Source organism: Pseudomonas sp. p1(2021b), from assembly GCF_020151015.1.
Classification (GTDB): domain Bacteria; phylum Pseudomonadota; class Gammaproteobacteria; order Pseudomonadales; family Pseudomonadaceae; genus Aquipseudomonas; species Aquipseudomonas putida_K.
Map to the genome: position 1 here is coordinate 2,360,233 of NZ_CP083746.1, position 22,101 is coordinate 2,382,333.

The following is a 22,101-nucleotide window of genomic DNA, read 5'->3' on the forward strand; positions in this document are numbered from 1 at the left end:
CCAAGAAAGGAGCTCCAGATGTCCTCACCTTCCGCCAGCCCAGTCGTGCGCGTGCCTTTCGCCGAGCTGCAGGCGCTGCTGCAGCGAATCTTCCTGCATCACGGTTGCGCCGAGCCGGTCGCTGCCGTGCTGGCCTTCAACTGTGCCAGCGCGCAACGCGATGGCGCCCACAGCCATGGGGTGTTTCGTATCCCTGGCTACGTCTCGACCCTGGCCAGCGGCTGGGTCGATGGCCAGGCCATACCCCAGGTAAGCGATGTGGCACCGGGTTACGTGCGGGTCGATGCCGGTGGCGGCTTCGCCCAGCCGGCCCTGGCTGCGGCTCGGCCTTTGCTGGTCGAAAAAGCCCGAAGCGCCGGGATCGCGGTACTGGCGATCCACAATTCGCACCATTTCGCGGCGCTCTGGCCGGATGTCGAGCCGTTCGCCGACGAAGGGCTGGTGGCCCTGAGCGTGGTCAACAGCATGACCTGCGTGGTGCCGCACGGCGCGCGCAAGCCGTTGTTCGGCACCAACCCCATCGCCTTCGCTGCGCCTTGTGCCGGGCATGATCCGATCGTCTTCGACATGGCCACCAGCGCCATGGCCCATGGCGACGTGCAGATCGCCGCGCGAGCCGGCGAGCAGTTGCCGCCGGGCATGGGCGTGGACGCCCAGGGCCAGCCCACCTGCGACCCCAAGGCGATTCTGGAAGGCGGCGCTTTGCTGCCATTCGGCGGGCACAAGGGCTCGGCGCTGTCGATGATGGTCGAGCTGTTGGCCGCGGCGCTGACCGGCGGGCACTTCTCCTGGGAGTTCGACTGGTCCGGGCACCCGGGGGCGAAGACGCCGTGGACCGGGCAGTTGATCATCGTCATCGACCCGAGCAAGGCCGAAGGCGAGCGCTTCGCCCAGCGCAGCCGGGAGTTGGTGGAGCACATGCAGGCGGCGGGGCTGAGCCGCATGCCAGGGGAGCGCCGCTACCGCGAGCGGGAGCTGGCGCAGCGTGAAGGGGTGGCGTTGACCGAGCAGGAGTGGCAAGGGCTCAAGTCGTTGGTTGAGTGATTCTGCGCAGGGCTTGAGGCGGGCGGTGGCTGTCGCGCCAAACGCCAACTGCCCCAGCAGGGTCGTGCAAGGCTGCATTGACACCCTTGCACATCAGTGATGTTCCTCCAGCGCCACTGCAGGTATCCTCGCAGGCAGCATTCCCCGAACTGTCCTGATCCAAGGAGCTGTGCGCTGTGTTCAAACATGTCGATGCCTATGCCGGCGACCCGATTCTCTCGCTGATGGAGACCTTCAAGGCCGATCCCCGTGCCGACAAGGTCAACCTGAGTATCGGCCTGTACTACGACGAAGCCGGCGTAGTGCCGCAACTGGCGGCGGTGGGCGAGGTGGAGAAGCGCCTGGCCGACCAGCCCCACGAAGCCTCGCTGTACCTGCCCATGGAAGGCCTGGCCAGCTACCGCCAGGCGATCCAGGCACTGCTGTTCGGCGCCGACCACCCAGCCGTCACTGGCGGTCGCGTGGCCACCGTGCAGACCGTCGGCGGTTCCGGTGCGCTGAAGGTCGGTGCCGACTTCCTCAAGCGCTACTTCCCGCAGTCGCAGGTCTGGGTCAGCAACCCGACCTGGGACAACCACCGCGCCATCTTCGAAGGTGCAGGCTTCCAGGTCCACACCTACCCGTATTTCGACGCAGCCAGCCGTGGCCTGGACTTCGCCGGCATGCTCGGCGCGCTGCAGGCGCTGGAGCCGAACAGCATCGTCCTGCTGCACCCGTGCTGCCACAACCCCACCGGCGTCGACCTGGACCAGGGTCAATGGCAACAGGTGGTCGAGGTGGTCAAGGCGCGTCAGCTGATCCCGTTCCTCGACATCGCCTACCAGGGCTTCGGCGAAGGCCTGGTGGAAGACGCCTACGCCATTCGTGAAATGGCCCGTGCCGGCGTGCCGTGCCTGGTGAGCAATTCGTTCTCGAAGATCTTCTCGCTGTACGGCGAGCGGGTAGGGGGCTTGTCGGTGGTCTGCGACGACGAGGCCACCGCCCAGAGCGTGCTCGGCCAGCTCAAGGCCACCGTGCGTCGCAACTATTCCAGCCCACCCTGCCACGGCGCCCAGCTGGTGGCCGGCGTGCTGGGCGATGCCGGCCTCAACGCCCAATGGGTGGCGGAAGTCGAAGTGATGCGCAAGCGCATCCTCGAGATGCGCCAGGGCCTGGTGGACCTGCTCGGCGAGCTGCTGCCAGGTCAGGACTTCCAGTTCTTCCTGCGTCAGCGCGGCATGTTCAGCTACACAGGCTTCAGCGTCGCCCAGGTGCGCCGCCTGCGTGACGAGTTCGGTGTGTACCTGATCGACAGCGGCCGGGTGTGCATGTCCGGGCTGCGCCCGGCCAACCTGCGTCGCGTGGCCGAGGCCTTCGCAGCCGTGCAGCAAGGCTGAGCCGCGCCAGGGCACCTTCACGGTGCCCGACAGGTTGATCGTCTGGAACAAGGGGGCTGCAGGTCAGGCCCCTTGTTCATTCATGGCAGCAATGCCCCGCCTGGGCGCTCGCCGCATAGCGGTCATGGTGGCGCACCCAGTCCATGGTGCCTTCCTCGTTACGCCCCAGCGGCGCGACATCGAGGAAGTTGTACGCCCCCACCAGGATGTCCAGCCCCCGGGCATAGGTGGAATAGGTGTGGTACACCTCGCCGTCGCTATCCCGATAGAACGCGCTCAGCCCCGGCAGCTCCCGCTCGTTGCCGGTATAGGGCTCGTAGTTGTAGTGCGCGGAGCCGTCGGTGGCCATGCGTACGCCGAAGTCCTCGTTGAAACGGCTGCCATTTGACGAAAACCAGGGGAAGCGCCAGCCCATGCGCCGGCGAAAATCCTGGAACTGGGCATAGGGCGCCTGCGATACCGCCACCAGCGATACATCGTGATGCGCCAGGTGCAGGTTGGCCCCGTCGAAATGATCGGCCAGGAACGAACATCCCGGGCAGCCTTCGCTCCAGCCCTCGGCGAACATGAAGTGATAGACCAGCAGCTGGCTGCGCCCGGCGAACAGCTCGGCCAACGCCAATTCACCTTCCGGCCCCTGGAAACGGTAGGCCTGCTCGACCTTCACCCAAGGCAAGGCTCGCCGGGCCGCGGCGAGTTCGTCACGCTGGTGGGTGAAGGCCTTCTCGTGCAGCCACAACTGGCGCCGTGCGGCGAGCCACTGGCTGCGGCTGACCACCTCGTGGTCGATTGGGGAATTGCTCATGGTGGCTGACTCCAATGGGGGGATTCAGCTATTGGTCGAGCGGCGAGGGGTGTGATCGACAGGTCGGACCTAATAGGCGACGAACGGGCGCCATAAATAAAAACTCAGATGCCTGCTAGCCAATAACGCGGTGTGGAACACTTATCCGCCCTGACGGGCTCGGATGATTGGGCATTGCGTAGGGATGGAAGTTATAGCTTCCCTCTTTATGAACTAGTCGAATGTTTATTGGTTGGCTGAGGGTTTTAATGTTTTCCTGCGCCTCAATGAGTTGGGTGTTTTAAATTGGAAGTGGCATTTTTAATGCGGTTCGGGAGGGCTGTGCATAAGGTTTAGTTGTTCTGGAGGGGGACTACTTGATTATAGGAAATTTCGCTTATTGCGTTTCGGTGGGCGGCGCTTACTATGAGGTGGTGCATTAAGGGACGACCCATTGCGGCGCATAGCCACTAGCATCTGTTTTTGCGGTTTCTGTCTGCTTACGGAACTTCTTTAAAATGTCATCGACAACTAAAGCAAGACAATGGCCACGCTCCAAACGCTGGTTGGGGCTGGCAGTATTAATGTTGCCGGTACTACTGGTGACGGTAGATAACACGATCCTGGGGTTCGCGCTGCCTAAAATTGCCGAAGCATTACATCCCAGCGCCAGCCAGCAATTGTGGATGATCGATGCCTACTCGTTGGTTCTGGCCGGGCTGCTGGTATCCATGGGCAGCCTGGGGGACCGGATAGGTCATCGTAAATTGCTGCTGGTCGGCTCATTGGGTTTTGCCATCATCTCCACCATGACGGCCTATTCCAGTACTGCCATGCAGTTGATCGGTGGGCGGGCCTGCATGGGGATCTTTGGCGCTATGCTGATGCCTTCGACATTGGCACTAATCCGCTCGGTTTTCGAGGACCGGGAAGAGCGGCGCCTGGCTGTTGCCATCTGGGCAACCACCCTTACGGTGGGTTCGGCACTCGGTCCTTTGATCGGAGGTGTGCTGCTGGAGTTTTTCAATTGGGGAGCGATCTTCCTATTGGCAGTGCCCATACTGCTGCCGCTGCTGATCCTCGGGCCATGGTTGCTGCCTGAGTCGGAACCGGATGCGTCGGGGCCTCTCGATCCTTCGAGCATCCTGCAATCCATGATCGCGCTAGGGGCGCTGGTCTACGGCATCAAGCATGTAGCCAGCGAAGGTGTAGACGGTCTGGCCACGGCAGCCTTTGTCATCGGCATGGCAAGCGGCTGGCTGTTCGTGCGGCGTCAGTTGAAGCTGGCGGTTCCCTTGATGGACCTGACGCTGTTTCGCAATAAGACCTTCAGTGGTTCTGTCGTCATCAATTTGATGAGTTTGGCCTTCTTGGTTGGCTTTGTCTTTTTCGCCACGCAGTTCTTGCAAATCGTTCTGCGTATGTCAGCGCTCAATGCCAGCCTGGTATTGGTGCCTGGGCAAGTTCTGGCAATTATCGTAGGGATGCTGGTGGTACCGATTGCCCAGCGGGTTTCGGTGCCTGTATTGGTGCCCATTCTCCTCGCGTTTACCGGCGCCGCGTTTTTACTGGTTGCCAGCCTTGGCAGCAGTCTGACGGTCGTGACTGTCGCCTTTGCCTTATTGAATATTGGCGTGGGAGCAATTGCCACGGTGTCCAATGACGTAATCCTGTCGGCGGCCCCACCCGCCAAGGCAGGCGCCGCATCAGCCATCAGTGAAACCGCCTATGAAGTGGGGGTGGTGCTGGGGACAGCGGTGTTGGGCGGCTTGGTGACCGCCTACTATCGTGGCACGTTACATTTGCCGGCGTTCCTTACACCCATACAAGAGCGTCTTGCCAGCGAAACGCTAGCCGGCGCTCATACCGTGGCGGCTGCGCTGACGGGCGATCAGGCAAGCGAGCTGATGAGCATCGCCGCGAACGCATTTGAAAGGGGCATTGGTGTGATGTCATGGGTGACCTTCGCCCTGGCAGTGATAGCCATTGCCATTGCCCGTTGGACGCTGGGAGTGAGCCAGGCGGATTCTTGGTCAGAATCGGGTTAATGGAACAACTTGACGGCAGTACGTTGGCGCCGTGGCCGTTGTTCACTGTCTCTAGCATGGCGCCTTCAGGGGGGCCTTGCGTTCGCGTTCGCCATCGCCGCTGCCGTGCTCGAGTGCCAGCAGCATTTGCATGTCGAGGATTTCCACGAGCCTTCCGCGCAAGTTGACGATACCCAGCCCCCGCAAACGGGCCATGGAACGGCATACGGTTTCCAGGCGCAAACCCAGGTATGACGCCATGTCCTCCCGGGACATGCGCAGCATGAAGCCATGGGCGGAGTAGCCTCGGCTGACAAAGCACCTGGACAATCCGACCAGGAAGCTGGCCAGCCGCTCTTCGGCGGTGAGGTTGCAGAGCATCAGCACGCGTTCGTGTTCGCGAACAATTTCCTTGCTCATCAAACGATTCAGGCTTTGCTGCAGGACGGGAAAGTCGTGCGCCAGTGTTTGTAGCCGGCGATAGGAGACAGGGCAGACTTCGCTGTCTTCCAGGGCAATGGCATCGCATACATGGTGTTCAGTGGCGATGGCATCGAGCCCAAGCACGTCGCCCGGCATCCAGAAGTTGATCACCACGCCCTGGCCTTCGGCTGTGTTCAGGCTGGTCTTGAAGCTGCCGCAGCGAATAGCGTAAAGCATGCTCAACGGGTCGTTGGCATTAAAAAGCGGGGCTCCTTTTCGAATGCGAAGGCGAGGGCCGATCAACGTACCGAGGCACGTGGTGTCATGTACGGGCAAGCCGGTGGGCAGGCACAGGCCGCTGACACGGCAGTCGTTGCACAGAGGGGAGGCGGGCCTCAGATGAATCGGGTTTGCCCGACACGCCGGTTCAGGCGTGTCGAGCAGGGTGACCTTCAGTTGTCCGGACATCATCAGGCCTCCTTCGCGAATCTCAGGTCGGCACTGGCGGCAACGCTGCCCTTGGCCCTGTTCATATTGGCCGACCGCTCGCGTGATGGCCGGTTCGCGAGCATGTCAAGCGAGTGGGGGGCGTTGAGCCTGGATGTCAGCCGCTCGACAAACTGTTCAGCCTCCGCACACGTGTTGAAACTTACCCGACAGTCATCCAGGCGGACCCACCAGCGATCCTGTTCGGTGTTCTTCTCGACGTAGACGTTCATGGGAGCCTCCAAGAGCATGCATGAGCAAGACAACTGAAAGTGAGGCGTCCCTGCCGGTAGCGGGGTGTAACTCAGGGCGTGATAGCCACTTTCATTACACCGTCACGCTGGTTGGCGAACAATTCGTAAGCGGCTTCGATGTCATCGAGACGGAACCTGTGCGTGACCAGCGGTGAAACATCGACCCGGCCGCTCACGACGACCTCCATTAGCCTGCGCATGCGTTCTTTGCCGCCAGGGCACAATGTGGTCACGATGCGGTAGTCGCCCAAGCCCGCGGCGAATGCGCCCAGGGGGATGCGCAGGTCTGCGCTGTAGACGCCCAGGCTCGACAAGGTACCGCCCGGGCGCAGTACGCGCAGTGCCCATTCGAAAGTGGCCTGGGTGCCCAAGGCCTCGATCGCGACATCCACGCCACGGCCATCGGTAAGTGCCATGATCTGTTCCACCACGTCACCTTGCTTGAAGTCGACCACATAGTCGGCGCCAAGCCGGCGAGCGACGCTGATCCGCGCGGCCACCGTGTCGACCCCGATGATGGTGGTCGCGCCCAGCAACCTGGCACCGGCGACCGCGCATAACCCTATCGGGCCCAGAGCGAACACGGCGACGGTATCGCCGACGGTCACGCCACCACGCTCCGCGCCGGAAAAGCCGGTGGACATGATGTCAGGGCACATCAGCACCTGTTCGTCGCTGAGCTGGTCGGGGATAGGGGAGAGGTTGACCATCGCATCCGGCACTCGAACGTATTCGGCCTGGCAGCCATCGATGATGTTGCCGAACTTCCAGCCACCGATGGCCTTGAAACCATGAAGGGTGCCGGCGCCGTCCTGGGAGGCGCAACCGCACAGGCAGGCGTTGCTATGGCCACTGGGCGTGATGGCCCCGGCGATGACCCGTTGGCCTTCCTGCAGGCCCTGGACCTGTGAGCCAAGCTTTTCGATCACGCCCACGGGTTCGTGACCCAAGGTCAGGCCCTTGGCCACCGGATATTCGCCGCGCAGGATGTGTACATCGGTGCCACAGATAGTCGTGGTGGTAACGCGAACCAATGCATCCAGAGGGCCAATGTCGGGGATGGGTTTGTCATCCAGTACGATGCGGTTCTTATCGAAGAATACCGCCGCTTTCATGAGCGCCATGACACGCCTCCGGGGCATTGCGCGGTGTGTTGTTCATGTGAACTAGCGTGCGCCGGATACACATCGAAACTTTGATCCGCATCAAGTTAACGAGCTGTCGTCGCAGCCGTTTGTCCGTGGGGCGCATCAGTTGACAAACATCAAGTCAGGCAGGCGCTTGTGGCCGATGATCGAGGCACGCTCCCCCACCTAAAGAGGTGTGTCATGGATAATCAGCAAAGAGTCTTGCTCATCGCGTCGCCTTTGATGCGCCGTACCCCGGTCTATGATCGCGCGGCTGCGTTGGCCAAGGCCAAGGGCATGGCCTTGCACATCGTGGCCTTCGATTACCTTGAAGGGCTTGCGACGGCCGGGATGGTCAACGACCAAGCCCTGGCCGTCATGCGCGATGGGTACGTGCGGCAACACCGTGAGTGGCTGGAGACCCAGGCGCTGTCGATGCGTCGTAACGGTATTACGGTCACCACCGAGGTGGTCTGGGTCCAGAATCCGCTGGATGAGATCCTGGTGCACCTGCGCGAGCAGCCGTTCGCCATGCTGATCAAGGCGTTGGAGCACGAGCCATGGTGGACACGGGCGATGTTCACGTCACTGGATATCCAGCTCCTGCGCGAGACCCACATTCCATTGCATCTGGTGAACAAGGCCAGCAACGCCCTGCCACGCAAGGTACTCGCGGCGGTGGACCTGTCCCGGCCAGAGGACCAGTTCGAGAGCCTCAATGACCAGATCATCAGCGAAGCGCTCAAACTGGCGTTGCAATGCAATGCCCAGATCGACCTGCTGTACGTCTATGACCTGGGCTCGATGTATCTCGATGCCGGAGGGAGTCGCGAGCACGCCTTCCTATTCGATTCGGACCTGTTCAAGACCCTTCACGAAGCCCAGAGCGAGGCATTCCAGGCATTGGCCGAGCGCAATGGTATCGGTGCCGAGCACCGTCATATGCGTGTCGGGGATCCGGCCAAGGGCTTGGCGTTGTTCATGGAAAACAACGACATCGATGTATTGGTGATGGGAAGCTATCACCATCGTGGCATTGGCTGGTTCATGGGCAGCACGGCGGAGCGGGTGCTGCACCGGCTGGGCAGCAGTGTGCTGGTAATTTCACCGGAGCACTCCAATGGTTGAAATCCAAGGCCCGCAAGGGCCTTGTTTCATGTTGTGAGGTCCAGTTCATGAAGAATCTCGCTGACATCGCCCCCCAGGTAACGTGACGTGAAGCCCAGCGCCTTGACCAGTCGGTGCATGGCGTAGTTGTTCGCCACGTCCCTGGAAATCATGCACTGGTAGCCATTGCGCCTGGCCGCATCGATGAGGTGCTTGAGCAACAGCCTGCCCAGGCCCTTGCGTTGCCATTGTTCGCTGACGGCAACCGCGCACTCGCAGTTGTGGCTGCCGGGAATCCCGGCGTAGCGACTCACTCCAACCTGCTGCAGCTTGCCATCGACATGCGCAAGTGCGACGTAGGCCATGCGCTGGTGGTAGTCCACTGGCATCAACCGCGAATCCAGATTGGGCAATCCGCTGCTCAGACCGGCAATGAAGCGGAAACGTCGCGACTCGTAGGTGATCGTGCTCAGAAAGCGTTTGTCTCTTTCGTGGTCTTGTTCCCGCAGTGGGCGGATCAGTACGACCGAGGCATCCGAAAGATGTTCTATCCAGTGCTCTTGGGTGTCGGGCTGTTGAACTGCTTGCGTATTCATGTCGGTTCCCGTTGATCCGGTGGATACTGAGAACCGTTGTACCGTGATGGCCCGGCTCCATTCTGACAATCGTCAAGTTCATGCACAGGTGACGATTTTCTGATCTGTGTCAAGCGGCGTTGGGCCTGGCTTCCGAAGATCGACTAAACCCTTCGTCCCAGTCACTCAAGCCCGGAGGCTCGCCATGGGCCAGTATCGACAACTGCTGGTGTTGCTCACCGAAGTTGATCCGCATTCGGCTGCTTTGCGCAGGGCGCTTGCCCTTGCGCATGTCAGTGGTGCCAGCGTACATGTACTCGGCTTGTTCGAGCCTTGCGAAGAGCACTCGCTACGCGAAGAGCGGCTGAACGAGGCGGATATCAAGCGTCAGCGCGATCATTTCCACGAGCAGCTTGCGGAGTTGGTCGAGCGGCACCGTGGAAGTGGCCTCGCGCTGACAGTCGATAGCCTTGCCGCAGAGGACATTCGCAGCCAGGCCATTGCCTACATCACCGAAATGCGACCCGATATGGTCATCAAGGACAGCGAAGCGACGCCCGCCTGGGTGCGGCTGTTCAGTACACCATTGGATTGCGCGTTGATGCGCGGACTCGAGGGGGTCACGCAGTTCGTTCCTGCCGACGCAGTGTCGCTGCCTAAACGCATCCTGGTCGCCGTGGACACTTCGTTCACCGATGATCCTGAGGCCCAGGCCGCGTTCAATCGCGAACTTGTGCGGGCCGCGCAGTCGCTGGCACTGCAGTGCGATGGGCAGCTTCATCTGCTTTCGGCCTACAACCTGGCCGGGGTGTTCGCCTCGGACATGCGCGTCACCCAGGCGTGGGTCGACGAGATGCGCAGGGCCCAGCAAGAACCTTTCGATGCCTTGGCGCATGCCGAAGGCGTACCTCTCGATCACCGGCGTTTCCTGGAAGGTGGGCCCGTACAGGTGATTCGCGAGCAAGTCGCTGCGCTGGACGTTGATGTGGTCGTCATGGGCGTCGTGCAGCCCAAGGGGCTGGACAAGTTGCTGGGCGATACCACCGAGCGCATCGTCAGCAGGCCGCCTTGCAGCGTGCTGGCGGTTCATCCCCATGTGCTTCACACCTGGGAGCCGCAGCCATGCAACTGACTTTTCTTGGCGGCACGGGCACGGTGACGGGTAGCAAGTTCCTGCTGACCTGCAATAGCACACGGGTGTTGATCGATTGTGGGCTGTTCCAAGGCTACAAGCAGTTGCGCCTGCGCAACTGGGAGCCGCTGCCTACGGCACTGCGCGCATTGGATGCCGTGGTGCTGACCCATGCCCATCTCGATCACAGTGGTTACCTTCCGGTACTGGCCCGGGAGGGCTATGCGGGGCCGATCTATGCAACCCCGGCCACCTGTGCCTTGGCCGAAATCCTGTTGCTCGACAGCGCTCGGCTGCAAGAAGAGCAGGCCGAGCACGCCAACCGGCATGGGTATTCCAAGCATTCACCGGCCCGTCCACTTTATACCGAACAGGATGCAAAGCGGGCATTGGCGCTGTTTCGCCCGGTAGAACTGCACCACAGTACCGAGATCGGCGAAGGCATGGAGCTTGTGCTGCGTACCGCCGGGCACATTCTCGGAGCCGCGACCGTGCAGATCACGGCCGATGGCCAACGCTTGTTGTTCTCCGGAGACTTGGGGCGCCCGCAAGATCCGATCATGCACGCTCCGGAACTGGTCAGGACCGCGGACATACTGCTGGTGGAGTCCACCTATGGGGACCGCAAGCATCCAGAGGAGCCCGTCGAGCAATACCTGGCCCAGGTCATCAACCAGACACTGCTGCGCCATGGCATTACCTTGGTGCCATCCTTCGCCGTAGGCCGTGCCCAGCTTTTGATGTATTACCTGTACAAGCTCAAGCGTGATGGGCTGATCCCTGACATTCCGGTCTATCTCAATAGCCCGATGGCCACCGATACCACCACGTTGTACCAGCAGTTCAGGCATGAGCACCGCCTGTCGCCGGCGGAGTGCGCGGCAGTGTGCAAGGGCACACGCATTATCCGTACAGTCGATGAGTCCAGGCACCTGGACCAGTTGCGCGAACCGGCGGTGATCATCGCCGCCAGTGGTATGGCAACCGGTGGGCGGGTATTGCATCACCTCAAGGCACTGGCACCCAATCCACGCAACAGTATCCTTTTTTCGGGGTTTCAAGCCGGAGGCACTCGCGGAGCCGATATCGTCGCCGGTGCGCACAGTGTGCGCGTGCATGGTGAGGATGTTCCTATCAGGGCGCAGGTGTATGCAATGGAGAACCTGTCGGCACATGCCGATGCCGACGAGATCATGGAATGGTTGCGCGGGTTCGCCAGGCCGCCACGCCAAACCTATGTCATCCACGGCGAGCCCCACGCGGCCGACACCTTGCGCCGACGTATCAGCCTCGAGCTCGGCTGGCAGGTCTGCGTGCCCGAGCATCGAGAAACCGTTGCCATAGACCCTGTGTGCTAGCTCGATGCGGGAGGTTTTGATGGACACACAAGCAAGGGCCAAACTCAGGGCATGGATGCAACGCCCCAGGGGCAGCTTGGGTTGGATCACGGCCATCGCTACATGGGTAGCCGCTGCCTCTGCCTACCAGTTACTGAGCCCGGCCTGGCGCCTTCCCATGCGTGAGCCCACTGTCCTGCTGGCGATGCTGGCATTGAGTGCAGCATTGGGATGGGCGGTGCAGCGCGGGGTAAGGCGAACGGTCGGCAAAGCCATTTTCGAGGTGCGCTCTACTGGCTGGCAGACCCGGCTCGCTTTCATACGAGCCGTGGCCCGTGAGTCGAACATCCTGCTGGGCATGCTGGTGGTCGTGGCTGTGCTTGGCATCAGTACGCTCTGGTTGGCAGGTCGTTCCGTGGACCGTATCGCGGATCGATGCCAGTCTAACCTGCAGACACAAGGCGATGTTCCCGAGGAAGCGGCCTTCTTGGCCCTGATTGGCAAGCCGGTGTGTTCATGCTTGGCACAAGCCTTCCTGGACCGCAATGGTGTGATTCGCCTGGCTCTGTTCGAGACGCCGTTGCGGGAAGTGAGCAGCTTCCAGGCCCTGACCCCAGCGGATGAGCAGCACTGTCTCGAGCAATGGGATCTGCAGCCTGAGGACACGCCCTAGATCCACGACAACCGGCCGGAGCAACAGGTATTGTTCCTGACGCAGGAGGTTTCCATGACTCAGAGTCTCGCGCTGCAGACCACCTACGCGAACCGCGCCGAAGCAGGTCGCCGGCTGCTGGAGCCATTGAGCGAATATGCCAACAGGCCTGATGCGATTGTGCTTGCCTTACCCCGGGGCGGCGTACCGGTGGCATATGAGGTGGCCACAGCCCTCGGGCTTCGCCTGGACCTACTGGTGGTTCGCAAGCTCGGCGCACCTTCGAACCCGGAATACGCCATAGGCGCCATTGCCAGCGGGGGCATCAAGGTTCTCAATGATGATGTACTGCGGGCGTATCCGGTCGATCGTGCCCGTTTCGAGGCTATCGTGGCCCGGGAAACCCAGGAGCTGGCACGGCGGGAGAAGCGTTACCGGGGTAATCGTCCACCCTTGCAGGTCAAGGGCCAGGTGGTAATCCTCGTCGACGATGGCCTGGCCACAGGTGCTTCGATGAGGGTAGCGGTGCGTGCAGTGCGTGCACAGGCGCCTTCGCGCATCGTCATTGCGGTACCGGTCTCACCCCCGGAAACGCTCGAAGCCTTGCGCCCTGAGGTCGAGGAAATCATTTGTCCGCTGGTGCCAGAGCAAATGATATCGGTTGGCTATTGGTATCTGGACTTTTCACAGACTCCTGATGAAGGAGTCATGGAACTCATGCATAGGGCAAGCCTGCGGGCTTGTTCCTCAGGCGGTGTTGAGGCGAGGAGCGATGACTGAGCTTCTGCGCGCCCCACCGAGCCGATCGGCACCTGCATTCAACCTCAGACGCCAAACGGGTAGGTTTCGTCTTCCGGTTCCAGGTGCTGTTCTTTCGGCAAGGGCAGTGCGCCGACCGGCTGTGTCTGCTCTCCCCAGATCATGGCATCGAGCTGCTCGACGACGGGTTTGTCGCAAGGCATGATGCCGCCGCATTCGACGAAGTGCCCGTACAATGCAGGATCATCCTGCCATGGGGTCAGGCAGCCATAGCGTCGGCGGGCTTCATGGGCCAGGTGTGAATCGACACGGTCCAGGTAGGCCAGCACTTCATGTATGGAGTTGCGCAGGCTATAGACATCCAGGCCGCGGAATTCGACACGATGGTCTGCGGCCGCCAGATGATTGTGCCCATGCAGCCAGTGGGCGACCAAAACAGTCGTCTGGGCAATCGGGGCGGCACCTTGGCCATCTCAGTGGACGATAGCCCGAAGGCACCGCCGTCCTATTGCCTCAGGCCAGAACAAGGCGATGGATGACCTGGCTGGCATCATCCGGGTCGCTTGACGTGGTGAACCCCATGGCCTTGGCCAACTCGCGCATTGCCTGGTTGTCTGCCGCGTCGATCGAATACATCTGCCGCAGGCCCCTGGCGCGGGCATGATCGATCAGGTGCTTGAGCAGCAAGCGGCCGAGGCCATGGTGCTGCCAACTGTCGAGAACCGTGACTGCACATTCGCATTCATCCTTGCCTGTGCAGGCGGCATAGCGGGAAATACCGACCTCCTGAAGTTCGCCGTCCACGTGGGCGAGGGCGACGAAGGCTGCCTGTCGGTCCTGATCCACCGACATCAGTTGGTCAAGCAAGGCGTCACCGGGCTCCTTGAGCTGGCACAAGAAACGAAAGTGGCGTGATTGTGGCGATAACCGTTCGATGAAGGCTTTTTCGCGTTGCCGATCCTTGGGTTGCAGCGGCCTGATCAGCACATGGGTGGCATTGTCGAGTGCTTCGATCCAATGCTCACCGGGCGGTGCTGGAAACGAGGGGGGAGTGTATCCATGAGAAGTAGTAGTGGCGGCCATGACAGTTTCCTCGCATGTCAGGATGGACAATGGAGGTTCAGTTTCACGGCGCGGCCCATTGGCTGACTTGATAGTTGTCAAATGTCAGGGCATCGGCAGCTGCAGTGGCTCATGTCGAGGATAAACGGTGGCCAGCGCTGGAGGTGTCCACCCTGCGTGACGTGGCCGTAATGGGTGGGCTCACCACCAGCAGGCTGCAGTCAAGATGGTCCAGCAGATAGCGCACGATGTCTTGCTGGCGGGTATTCTGCGGGCTTGCGATGACGACAAGGTCGTAGTCACATCGATTGGCATAAGCGCAGATTGCCTGGGCGCAGGCACCCACGATCAGATGCCGATGGAGTGCAGGAATGCCCTGGCGCTCGGTGAATTGCCTGAACGTTACGGCAAGTGCTTCGTAGCGAGGTATTTCTGCCAGGCTGTAGTGCTCGCTGTGTCGCAGTAGGGCTGCTTGGTCGTAAACCGAAAACACATGCAAACCGGATATTTGCGAATGGCCTATCGCTTTGGCGACCTTGATGACATGGGCATTGAGCGCCTGTTCGCCCATGTCTTCGCAACTGGCGGGCGCAGCAATGAATAGTTTTTCCAGGCAAGCCTTGTACCGTCCGTGAGCCAGGAGCACCGGGCAAGGTGCATGGAGTGCCAACGCCATGTCGAGGCTGGACGAAGTGGCTCCGTCATCGACCTCGGGATCCTTCAGGACCAGGTCAGCTCCAGACTGTTCGATATATTCAAAGGCACGCTTGGCGGTCCCCTCCAGGACCTTCGCATCTGATAGCACCAGGGCTCCCCGGGCTCTCAAATCGCACACCTGGTTCTCCAGGCGGGCCTGGAGTTGATTTGCAGGCACGCTGCCAAGCGGTTTGCCAAGCATCGCAATTTGCACAGGGGCATGCAGGGCCGCTGCCAACTCGGCGGCTTGCTCGATGGCCGGGCTGTAGACTGTATGGGACGGTGAAAGAACAAGCAGTTTTCGGATTGTCATGATTGCTCACCTCGATCTCGCGATGCGCCTGGGGGCCCATGTGATCGAACACGCTCACCAGATGCTTGAGCATGAATGGAAAATGCGGGGCTGCCTTGATGTTCCTCAAGTCTTGGCTGCTTGCAAAAACGCCCCTTGGTCGGCCAGGTGGGAAAGTTCGGGTGAAATAGCTAGCTTTATAAGTAGCCTGCATGAAAAGCGGAGGCATCGTTATGTCTGGCTCCGCGGATATCGGGGCGAGTCCCCTTGTGAAGTGCCTCGTGTGCTCATTGAGTCGGCTTTGCCTACCCGCCAGTCTTAGTGCAGACGAAGTGGACAAGCTTGAAGGTATCGTTCGTCGCAACCGCCCCTTGAAAAAAGGGGAGTACCTGTTCAAGGCCGGTACGCCCATGGATCATGTGTTTGCCCTGCGATCAGGGGCTATCAAGACCTTCCTTATTGATGCCGACGGCAACGAGCAGATCAGGGGGTTCGTCCTGCCGGGGGAAATGATGGGGCTGGACGCCATCGGTGCCAGTCATTACCGAAGCTATGCCCAGGCGTTGGAAGTGTCGCTGATCTGTGCCATCAAGCTCGATCAGTTGGTTGACCTGTCGGGGCAGATCCCGGGCCTGCGCTATCAGTTATTGCACATGCTCAGCCAGGGTATACAGGGCAAGGATGAACAATTGCTGTGTTGCCACGGGCATGCCGAGCAACGCCTTTCGATTTTTCTGTTAGGCATGTCGGCCCGCTATCAAAAGCGGGGCCTTCGTGCAGATGTGTTCAACTTGCCTATGTCTCGAGGCGATATCGCCAATTACCTGGACCTCACGCTGGAAACCGTCAGCCGGTTGTTCAGCCGCTTCATTCAAGCAGGATTGGTGGAGTGCACAGGACGGGAGGTCAGGCTTGTCAATCGAGAAGGCTTGGCCAATCTCACCCGGCTGGAGGATGACCGCTGAGCACTGAGAGTACCCGGTCATAACGGTGTACAGGGCGACCCAATGTCGGTTGCGAGCTTTCGGGCGGGCACAGTACATGATCTGTACGCAGCCAGATTCGCTCTGCGGGCACTCCTCGTTGCCAGCAGATACGGGCTATTTGACGTGCTACCTGCGCTGGCGCGCAGCAGTAGATGGTGTCGGGTCTGAAGTTGTCCAGCTGGGTCGAAAGTTGTAACCACCCGCTGTCGCTGCTCCGCGGGGCGAGAGACAGCCTCGAAAACCACGGTAGGCAGTCTGCGGGGAGTTGGTCCAGGGGCATGCCATCGTGCAGCAGTCGCACCTGCACCCAAGGCAGCCAGCAGCGAATTTCGTCCAACGCGCAAAACAGCGCCAGTATTCCTTGCGCACGGGTAATGGCCAGCAGCCGTGCACTGTGCAGGGGGATCGGCCAAGCGCTACCCAGTGGCCCAGAATATTCCAGGAATTCGCCAACCGGCCCGAATGCCTGGATGCGATGCGTGGCCACGATGAATCGCCTGGCTGCGCCGGGCAGGCTGACATAGCTGCAGGGCTGGCTCGCTCCGCGCTTGCCCAGCAAGCAATACTGGCCTGGCATCGCCTCGATCCACGCTCGTCCGCCAAGCTCCAGGCGCAGGCATTGCTGGGCGCCTGAACCCGGTAATGCCTCCAGTAGCCGGACAAACCCACTGTCGTGCTGTTTCATCTATGCCTCGAGCCTGCGGGCTTTTGCCGCGCTATTTCCAGGCTAGGCGCATGCCGCAGCGATGCTTTGACCAAGGTCAAATCGATGTATCGCTGTCTCGTGCCGCCAGTTGATAAAGATCAAGCGCAACGTCGCTCCCCGACAGAAGATCGAGGGGTCTCCATGGGAGACCTCATTTATTCGAGGAGATCGCCATGTCCGAAGTCGCGAAGAAAGTACCCGTTACGTCCGTCGCTGCCCAGCCGGCCAAATCTACGCCGTCCAGCGCCGAGTCATCTGACCTGTGGCGTCCATTCCAGCAGCTGCGACGCCAGGTGGACAGCCTGTTCGAGGATTTCGTACGGCGGCCGCTGCACATGCCATTCACCCACACACCCTTCGACATCGAGCCCTTCTGGCGCCGTGACCTGTTCACTCATGGCATGCCGGCAATGGATATCAGCGAACTGGCTGAAGAATACCGTATCAGTGCCGAGCTGCCCGGGGTGGACGAGAAGGATATCGAGGTCAAGCTCGTCAATGGCAACCTGATGATTCGCGGCCAGAAACAGGAGGAAATCGACGAGAAGCGCAAGGAGTATCACCTGTCCGAGCGTCACTATGGCAGCTTCGAGCGTGTGCTCCAGTTGCCCCGTGAGGTGGACGCTGAAAAGATCAATGCCCAGTTCGCCAAAGGTGTGCTGCTGGTACGCCTGCCCAAGCGGGCCGAAGCAATCCATCCGGAGAAAGTGATCCCGATCAAGAGCAGCAAATAATCGACGGCCGAGGCCGCTTTCTAGAGCAGGGACGCTCCACCTCGCTATTGGAAGGTAAAAATCATGTCCATTGGCAAATACTGCAACCGGGATGTGGTCACTGCCCCACCCGGTATCTCTGTCCATGCCGCAGCTCGCATGATGAGCCAATACCATGTCGGCGACTTGGTGCTGGCCGAGCACGTCGACCGCGAGCGTTGCCGGCCCGTTGGCTTGATCACCGACCGTGACCTGGCCTTGAGGATCGTCGCTCGTAACCCGCCGGACCAGGATGACTTACTGGCGGTCGACCTGGTGCCGCGGCCACTGGTTATCGCCAATCAGAATGACGACGTGTTCGATGTCATCCTGAACATGCGGAGGGCCAACATCCGGCGGATTCCGGTCGTGGACGACTTTGGTCTTTTGGTCGGCATTGCCACGGCAGACGATCTGGTGGGGTTTCTGGCTGACAGGTTGCACGAGCTGAGCTTGTTGATTCGTCAGCAAAGCCTGCGGGAGGAGGATATCCGCGCCGAGGATGTCTGAACGCGCCTAGCCGCCCAACGCTTGATTCATCGCTACTTGGCTTTCCAGTACTTCTGCATTTCCAGGAACAGGAACGACGCGGTCCAGGTAATCAGCACCAGGCCTGTCAGTGCTTGCATCCCTGTGAGGTATTTGAGATGGCCGACGGGCGTGATGTCACCAAAACCGATCGTGGTGTAGGTGGTGAAGGAGAAGTACACACAGTCCATGAATGTGTCGTTGAAATTGCCACTGAACGAGCCCCAGCCTTCGGCGTTGGCCATCAAATAGTAAGCCAGGGCAAAACACCACACCTCCAGCGCATGGGCCAGCAGAGCCCCGAACACCCCCACCACGATTCGGAAGCGGCTCCATAGCCTCAGCCGTGGCAGCCAGTCGTTCAGGCGCAGGAGGCATTCGTAGTGAATGATCACCACAAGGATCACGACCAGCGCATTGATCAGCGTGACGGTAAACATAGCAGGCCCCCCGGCAAGGAGCTGGCGATCATTTCGCCATGCCAGTCAATGGGTACGCCTCCGGCTCCTTGCACTGCGGCAGCAGCGCAGGGAAGTCCTAGGGCGTGAGGGTTTCCCGAGTCAGTAACAGGTGCGCGCCGGCGTCCAGGTCCGCTCTGCGTTGTGCGTGCAAGGCCTGGGCTCGGTCATAGGCTTGTGCGAGCAGTTCGGACCTCGGGGCGGTTGGTCGCAGCTAGCAGCACGACGCCTTCGCGCGGGTCGAAGCCATCCAGTTCGGCCAGCAATTGATTGAGCGTCTGCTCCTTCTCGTCATTGCCGCCCAGGCTGCCGATACCGCGCATCTTACCCAGGGCGTCCAGCTCATCGATGAAGATGATGCAGGGGGCGGCCTGCCGGGCCTGGTCGAACAGATCACGCACCCGAGCGGCCCCCACGCCCACGAACATTTCCATGAACTCCGATCCAGAGATCGAAAAGAAGAGGGGGCGCCAGCTTCCCCGGCAATGGCCTTGGCAAGCAGGGTCTTGCCGGTACCAGGGGGGCCGACCAGCAGGATGCCTTTGGGAACATGGGCGCCCAGGCGTGCATACCTTGCCTGATCCTTCAGGAAGGAGACGATTTCGATCAGTTCCTCCATTGATGCGTGGCTGGAACGCCAGCGCGTCGAGTACATGCTTGCGCAGATCGAGGTCGCTCATGATGGTCTCCCGTTTCAAGGTTCCAGCGTGGGCAGCATGGCCCTCTGCAGCCTTTTTACCCGGGAGCGGCAGGCTGAGATTGACAAAGGTCAAGATCGGTTCGTTGCTTCACTTCTCGTGAGGTTGACAAATATCAGGGCGCGTCTGGTTGCAGTGCGGATACTCGGAGTGTCTAGGTACGTGCGAGGGTATCGACATGCAACGTTATTTGCTGATTGGCTGGGTAAGCTTGCTGGCATCCGTTTCTGCCTGTAGCCCTTGGCATGCCGAGGAAATCGACGCGCGCCTGGAGTCGGCGGAGAACAATGCAGCCACTGCTCGGCTGCGCGCCGACGAGGTGTGCTATCGGCTCGATTTGGTCGAGCAGGCTGCCAACGAGGCGCTGCGCATCGCTACCCAGAACCAGGAACAGATTCAACAATTGTTGCGGCAAGCCAAGCGCAAGTAACCGCCATGTCACGTTGGTGGCGGGACCTGAGCCTACTGCTGGTGAGCGCTTTGGCCTTGTTGGCCGGCGGGCTCGTCCAGGCTGCGCAGCAACCGGCGTGGGCGGCGCTTATCTGGGCGGTGGGCAGCCTGGTGATGGCCCTGGTGCTGGTGGTTGAAATCGGCAGGCGCCTGGCCAGGAGGGAAGTGGGGGTCGACGTCATCGCACTGGTATCGATCCTGGCGGCATTGGGGCTGGAACAGATGTTGGTCGGGGCGGTAGTGGCGCTGATGCTGGCGACCGGGCGTGCGTTGGAGTCGCTTAGCCGCCAGCATGCCGAGCGCGAGCTACGTGCGCTGATCGAGCGAGCCCCCCGGCATGCTTGGATACAGGAGGGCAGTGGGCTACGCGAAGTGCCGGTTGACGACGTTCAGCCTGGTCAGACCGTACTGGTACGCCTGGGCGAGGTTGTGCCGGTCGACGGGTGCCTGCAAAGCGCGCAGGCTACTCTGGACGAGGCAGCGCTCACCGGCGAGCCATTGCCGGTTACACGTTATGCGGGCGAATGCCTGGCCAGTGGCGTAACCAACGCTGGCTCGCCGGTGCTGCTACTCGCCACGCGTTGCGCGGCGCAGAGCACCTATGCCGGCATCGTACGTCTGGCCGAGGCCGCACGCCGATCACGGGCTCCGTTCGTGCGGTTGGCCGATCGTTTCGCCCTGGGGTTCATCCCACTGACGTTGCTGATCGCAGCGGCCGCCTGGTGGTTCAGTGGCGATATGCAACGCGTGCTCGCCGTGCTGGTGGTCGCTACACCTTGTCCGCTCATATTGGCGGTGCCCATCGCCATCATTTCCGGCATCTCGAGGGCAGCGCGCCGCAACATTCTCGTACGCGATGGTCAGGTCCTGGAAGCGCTTGCCAAGATCAGGCAAGTGTTTCTGGACAAGACCGGCACCTTGACCGGTGGCCATGCCCACGTTCAGTCGGTCGAAGTACAAGGTGAGGTTTTACCGCTGCATCTCCTGGAGTTGGCCGCTTCGCTGGCGCAGGCCTCTTCGCATCCCGTTGCCCAGGCCATCGTGCGGGCTGCTCGGCTGCGTGGGTTGTTGCCAACGGCACCTCGAAATGTCCAGGAGATCCCCGGGCAGGGGCTTGCCGGTACTGTGCAAGGCCATGCCGTGCGCATGGGGGCGGTGGGGTATGTACAAGGTGATGCAGGCACAGGCGCTTGGACACAGGCTCGCTTGCAGGAGCTTGACTACCTGGCCGGCAGTGGCTGTTTTGTCGCCATTGATGGCCAGATGAAGGGGGTGATCAGGCTGGCCGATAACCTGCGCCTGGAAGCTCCCCATACCCTTCGCTTGCTCCGTGCCCGTGGTATCGAGAAGATCGTCATGCTCACCGGCGACCGCCTGGAAACGGCAGAAATGATCGCATTGACGGCGGGTATCGACGAGTTGCATTCCGGCCTGACGCCCCAGGACAAGGTTCACTGGGTGCAGGAAGGGTGCCGCCACGCGCCGACATTGATGATGGGCGATGGCATCAACGATGCCCCCGCCTTGGCGGCCGCCGATGTCGGCGTCGCCATGGGAGCGTCTGGTGTCACGGCTTCGGCTCAGGCGGCCGGGGTGGTCTTGCTGGTGGACAGGCTCGACCGCCTGGTCGAGGTACTGGATATTGCTCGGCACGCCGTGCTTGTCGCTCGCCAAGGGGTGTGGGCGGGGATGGGCCTGTCGCTATTGGCCATGCTTGTCGCTGCGGCTGGGTACTTGCCAGCGCTGCTTGGTGCCTTGCTGCAGGAAGGCATCGATCTGCTGATTATCGGCAATGCCTTGCGCGCGCTTGGCCCACTGCCCGGTATAGGGCGAAACGGGATGCCCTGCGTCGATATAGACAGGCTTGAGGATGAGCATCGACAGTTGGACAGGGTGCTGGCAGACCTGGGGCAGATGGCTCGCGATTTTTCCCGTCGTCCGGCCGATAAGGCACGGGCCGACTTGCGTACCTTGGTTGCTGGGTTGCACGACCTGCTGGAGCGCCATGAGCGGGATGATGAGCGCCGGCTTTATCCGTTGCTGAGCCATTACCTGCCAGGTGAGGACCCGCTGTCGGCGATGAGCCATACCCATCGCGAAATCTTTCGGTTGATCCATCTGCTGTCCCGCATGAGCGACGATTTTAATCGTGGGCATGCGCTCCCTGGCGCCGACGAGGTACAGCATCAGCTCATTCGCCTCGACACCCTGGCGAAACTGCATTTCGCTCAGGAAGAGGCCTTGTTTCGCTCTCTGGATCGACGCTGAGTGAAGGGCATGAGCGGGTGAGTAAAATCAAACCTTTGTCCGACGGCAGCGGGATATGACCAATGTCCCTCCTTTTTCCGGAGACAGGTGACCGTCAAGCCGAGCATGTACGGAACCACCGG

The 22,101-nt window shown here is 60.9% G+C and carries 21 protein-coding genes and 2 pseudogenes; 13 read left to right on the forward strand and 10 right to left on the reverse strand.

Annotated elements, in window-relative coordinates; all coding sequences use genetic code 11:
• Positions 1 to 18 precede the first annotated feature (18 nt).
• Together K8374_RS10945 and K8374_RS10950 are read left to right on the forward strand one after the other, a co-directional pair.
• Positions 19 to 1,044: an Ldh family oxidoreductase gene (locus K8374_RS10945; RefSeq protein ID WP_224459046.1), complete on the forward strand. Its 1,026-nt coding sequence runs from the start codon at positions 19 to 21 to the stop codon at positions 1,042 to 1,044.
• Between the two features lie 176 nt (positions 1,045 to 1,220).
• Positions 1,221 to 2,420 carry an aromatic amino acid transaminase gene (locus K8374_RS10950; protein WP_224459047.1) on the forward strand — a complete coding sequence of 400 codons (1,200 nt, stop codon included), beginning with the start codon at positions 1,221 to 1,223 and terminating at the stop codon, positions 2,418 to 2,420.
• Between the two features lie 76 nt (positions 2,421 to 2,496).
• Here K8374_RS10950 and K8374_RS10955 read toward each other — a convergent pair whose 3' ends face one another.
• Positions 2,497 to 3,225 carry a DUF899 domain-containing protein gene (locus K8374_RS10955; protein WP_224459048.1) on the reverse strand — a complete coding sequence of 243 codons (729 nt, stop codon included), beginning with the start codon at positions 3,223 to 3,225 and terminating at the stop codon, positions 2,497 to 2,499.
• Positions 3,226 to 3,722: 497 nt separating this feature from the next.
• Between K8374_RS10955 and K8374_RS10960 the strand changes: the two genes are divergently transcribed.
• Positions 3,723 to 5,252, forward strand: a complete 1,530-nt coding sequence (locus tag K8374_RS10960; protein ID WP_224459049.1) for an MFS transporter — start codon at positions 3,723 to 3,725, stop codon at positions 5,250 to 5,252.
• A 51-nt stretch (positions 5,253 to 5,303) separates the two neighbouring features.
• Here K8374_RS10960 and K8374_RS10965 read toward each other — a convergent pair whose 3' ends face one another.
• From K8374_RS10965 to K8374_RS10975, 3 genes are all read right to left on the reverse strand, one after another.
• The gene (locus K8374_RS10965) at positions 5,304 to 6,122 is read right to left on the reverse strand and encodes a helix-turn-helix domain-containing protein (RefSeq protein WP_224459050.1); all 819 of its coding nucleotides are present in this window, start codon (positions 6,120 to 6,122) and stop codon (positions 5,304 to 5,306) included.
• A 2-nt stretch (positions 6,123 to 6,124) separates the two neighbouring features.
• Complete coding sequence (locus K8374_RS10970; RefSeq protein ID WP_224459051.1) at positions 6,125 to 6,373, reverse strand: hypothetical protein; 249 nt, start codon at positions 6,371 to 6,373, stop codon at positions 6,125 to 6,127.
• A gap of 71 nt (positions 6,374 to 6,444) precedes the next feature.
• Positions 6,445 to 7,518, reverse strand: coding sequence for an NAD(P)-dependent alcohol dehydrogenase (locus tag K8374_RS10975; protein ID WP_224459052.1), 1,074 nt, complete (start codon positions 7,516 to 7,518; stop codon positions 6,445 to 6,447).
• Between the two features lie 204 nt (positions 7,519 to 7,722).
• On the opposite strand from K8374_RS10975, the gene K8374_RS10980 reads away from it, so the two are divergent.
• A complete protein-coding gene (locus tag K8374_RS10980) occupies positions 7,723 to 8,649 on the forward strand; it encodes a universal stress protein (RefSeq protein WP_224459053.1) in 927 nt (308 codons plus the stop codon).
• A 26-nt stretch (positions 8,650 to 8,675) separates the two neighbouring features.
• On the opposite strand, the gene K8374_RS10985 is transcribed toward K8374_RS10980, so the two are convergent.
• A complete protein-coding gene (locus K8374_RS10985) occupies positions 8,676 to 9,224 on the reverse strand; it encodes a GNAT family N-acetyltransferase (RefSeq protein WP_224459054.1) in 549 nt (182 codons plus the stop codon).
• A gap of 184 nt (positions 9,225 to 9,408) precedes the next feature.
• Between K8374_RS10985 and K8374_RS10990 the strand changes: the two genes are divergently transcribed.
• From K8374_RS10990 to K8374_RS11005, 4 genes are all read left to right on the forward strand, one after another.
• On the forward strand, positions 9,409 to 10,335 hold the full coding sequence (locus K8374_RS10990; RefSeq protein ID WP_224459055.1) for a universal stress protein: 927 nt from the start codon (positions 9,409 to 9,411) through the stop codon (positions 10,333 to 10,335).
• Complete coding sequence (locus K8374_RS10995; protein WP_224459056.1) at positions 10,326 to 11,693, forward strand: MBL fold metallo-hydrolase RNA specificity domain-containing protein; 1,368 nt, start codon at positions 10,326 to 10,328, stop codon at positions 11,691 to 11,693. Before K8374_RS10990 ends, K8374_RS10995 begins: the two co-directional genes overlap by 10 nt.
• Positions 11,694 to 11,850: 157 nt before the next feature.
• Entirely contained in the window at positions 11,851 to 12,345 is a 495-nt protein-coding gene (locus K8374_RS11000; protein ID WP_224459057.1) for a hypothetical protein, read from the forward strand.
• A 54-nt stretch (positions 12,346 to 12,399) separates the two neighbouring features.
• A complete protein-coding gene (locus K8374_RS11005; RefSeq protein ID WP_224459058.1) occupies positions 12,400 to 13,104 on the forward strand; it encodes a phosphoribosyltransferase in 705 nt (234 codons plus the stop codon).
• A gap of 137 nt (positions 13,105 to 13,241) precedes the next feature.
• On the opposite strand, the pseudogene K8374_RS11010 reads toward K8374_RS11005, so the two are convergent.
• From K8374_RS11010 to K8374_RS11020, 3 genes and pseudogenes are all read right to left on the reverse strand, one after another.
• Positions 13,242 to 13,511 (reverse strand): annotated as a pseudogene (locus K8374_RS11010) (erythromycin esterase family protein); the annotation flags it as partial.
• 85 nt (positions 13,512 to 13,596) lie between these two features.
• Positions 13,597 to 14,166, reverse strand: a complete 570-nt coding sequence (locus K8374_RS11015) for a GNAT family N-acetyltransferase (protein ID WP_224459059.1) — start codon at positions 14,164 to 14,166, stop codon at positions 13,597 to 13,599.
• Positions 14,167 to 14,275: 109 nt separating this feature from the next.
• Entirely contained in the window at positions 14,276 to 15,154 is an 879-nt protein-coding gene (locus K8374_RS11020; RefSeq protein ID WP_224459060.1) for a universal stress protein, read from the reverse strand.
• A gap of 212 nt (positions 15,155 to 15,366) precedes the next feature.
• Between K8374_RS11020 and fnr the strand changes: the two genes are divergently transcribed.
• From fnr to K8374_RS11035, 3 genes are all read left to right on the forward strand, one after another.
• Positions 15,367 to 16,098: a fumarate/nitrate reduction transcriptional regulator Fnr gene (gene fnr, locus K8374_RS11025; protein WP_224459310.1), complete on the forward strand. Its 732-nt coding sequence runs from the start codon at positions 15,367 to 15,369 to the stop codon at positions 16,096 to 16,098.
• Between the two features lie 900 nt (positions 16,099 to 16,998).
• Complete coding sequence (locus K8374_RS11030; protein ID WP_224459061.1) at positions 16,999 to 17,559, forward strand: Hsp20/alpha crystallin family protein; 561 nt, start codon at positions 16,999 to 17,001, stop codon at positions 17,557 to 17,559.
• A gap of 63 nt (positions 17,560 to 17,622) precedes the next feature.
• Complete coding sequence (locus K8374_RS11035) at positions 17,623 to 18,087, forward strand: CBS domain-containing protein (RefSeq protein WP_224459062.1); 465 nt, start codon at positions 17,623 to 17,625, stop codon at positions 18,085 to 18,087.
• Between the two features lie 32 nt (positions 18,088 to 18,119).
• Here the strand turns inward: K8374_RS11035 and K8374_RS11040 are convergent, their stop codons facing one another.
• Positions 18,120 to 18,545 (reverse strand): potassium channel family protein, encoded by a 426-nt coding sequence (locus tag K8374_RS11040; protein WP_224459063.1) that lies wholly within the window; start codon positions 18,543 to 18,545, stop codon positions 18,120 to 18,122.
• Between the two features lie 185 nt (positions 18,546 to 18,730).
• A pseudogene (locus K8374_RS11045) lies at positions 18,731 to 19,218 on the reverse strand (AAA family ATPase).
• A gap of 221 nt (positions 19,219 to 19,439) precedes the next feature.
• Here K8374_RS11045 and K8374_RS11050 point away from each other — a divergent pair.
• A complete protein-coding gene (locus tag K8374_RS11050; protein ID WP_224459064.1) occupies positions 19,440 to 19,691 on the forward strand; it encodes a hypothetical protein in 252 nt (83 codons plus the stop codon).
• Between the two features lie 5 nt (positions 19,692 to 19,696).
• Positions 19,697 to 21,979: a heavy metal translocating P-type ATPase gene (locus K8374_RS11055; protein ID WP_224459065.1), complete on the forward strand. Its 2,283-nt coding sequence runs from the start codon at positions 19,697 to 19,699 to the stop codon at positions 21,977 to 21,979.
• The last annotated feature ends 122 nt before the right edge of the window (positions 21,980 to 22,101 follow it).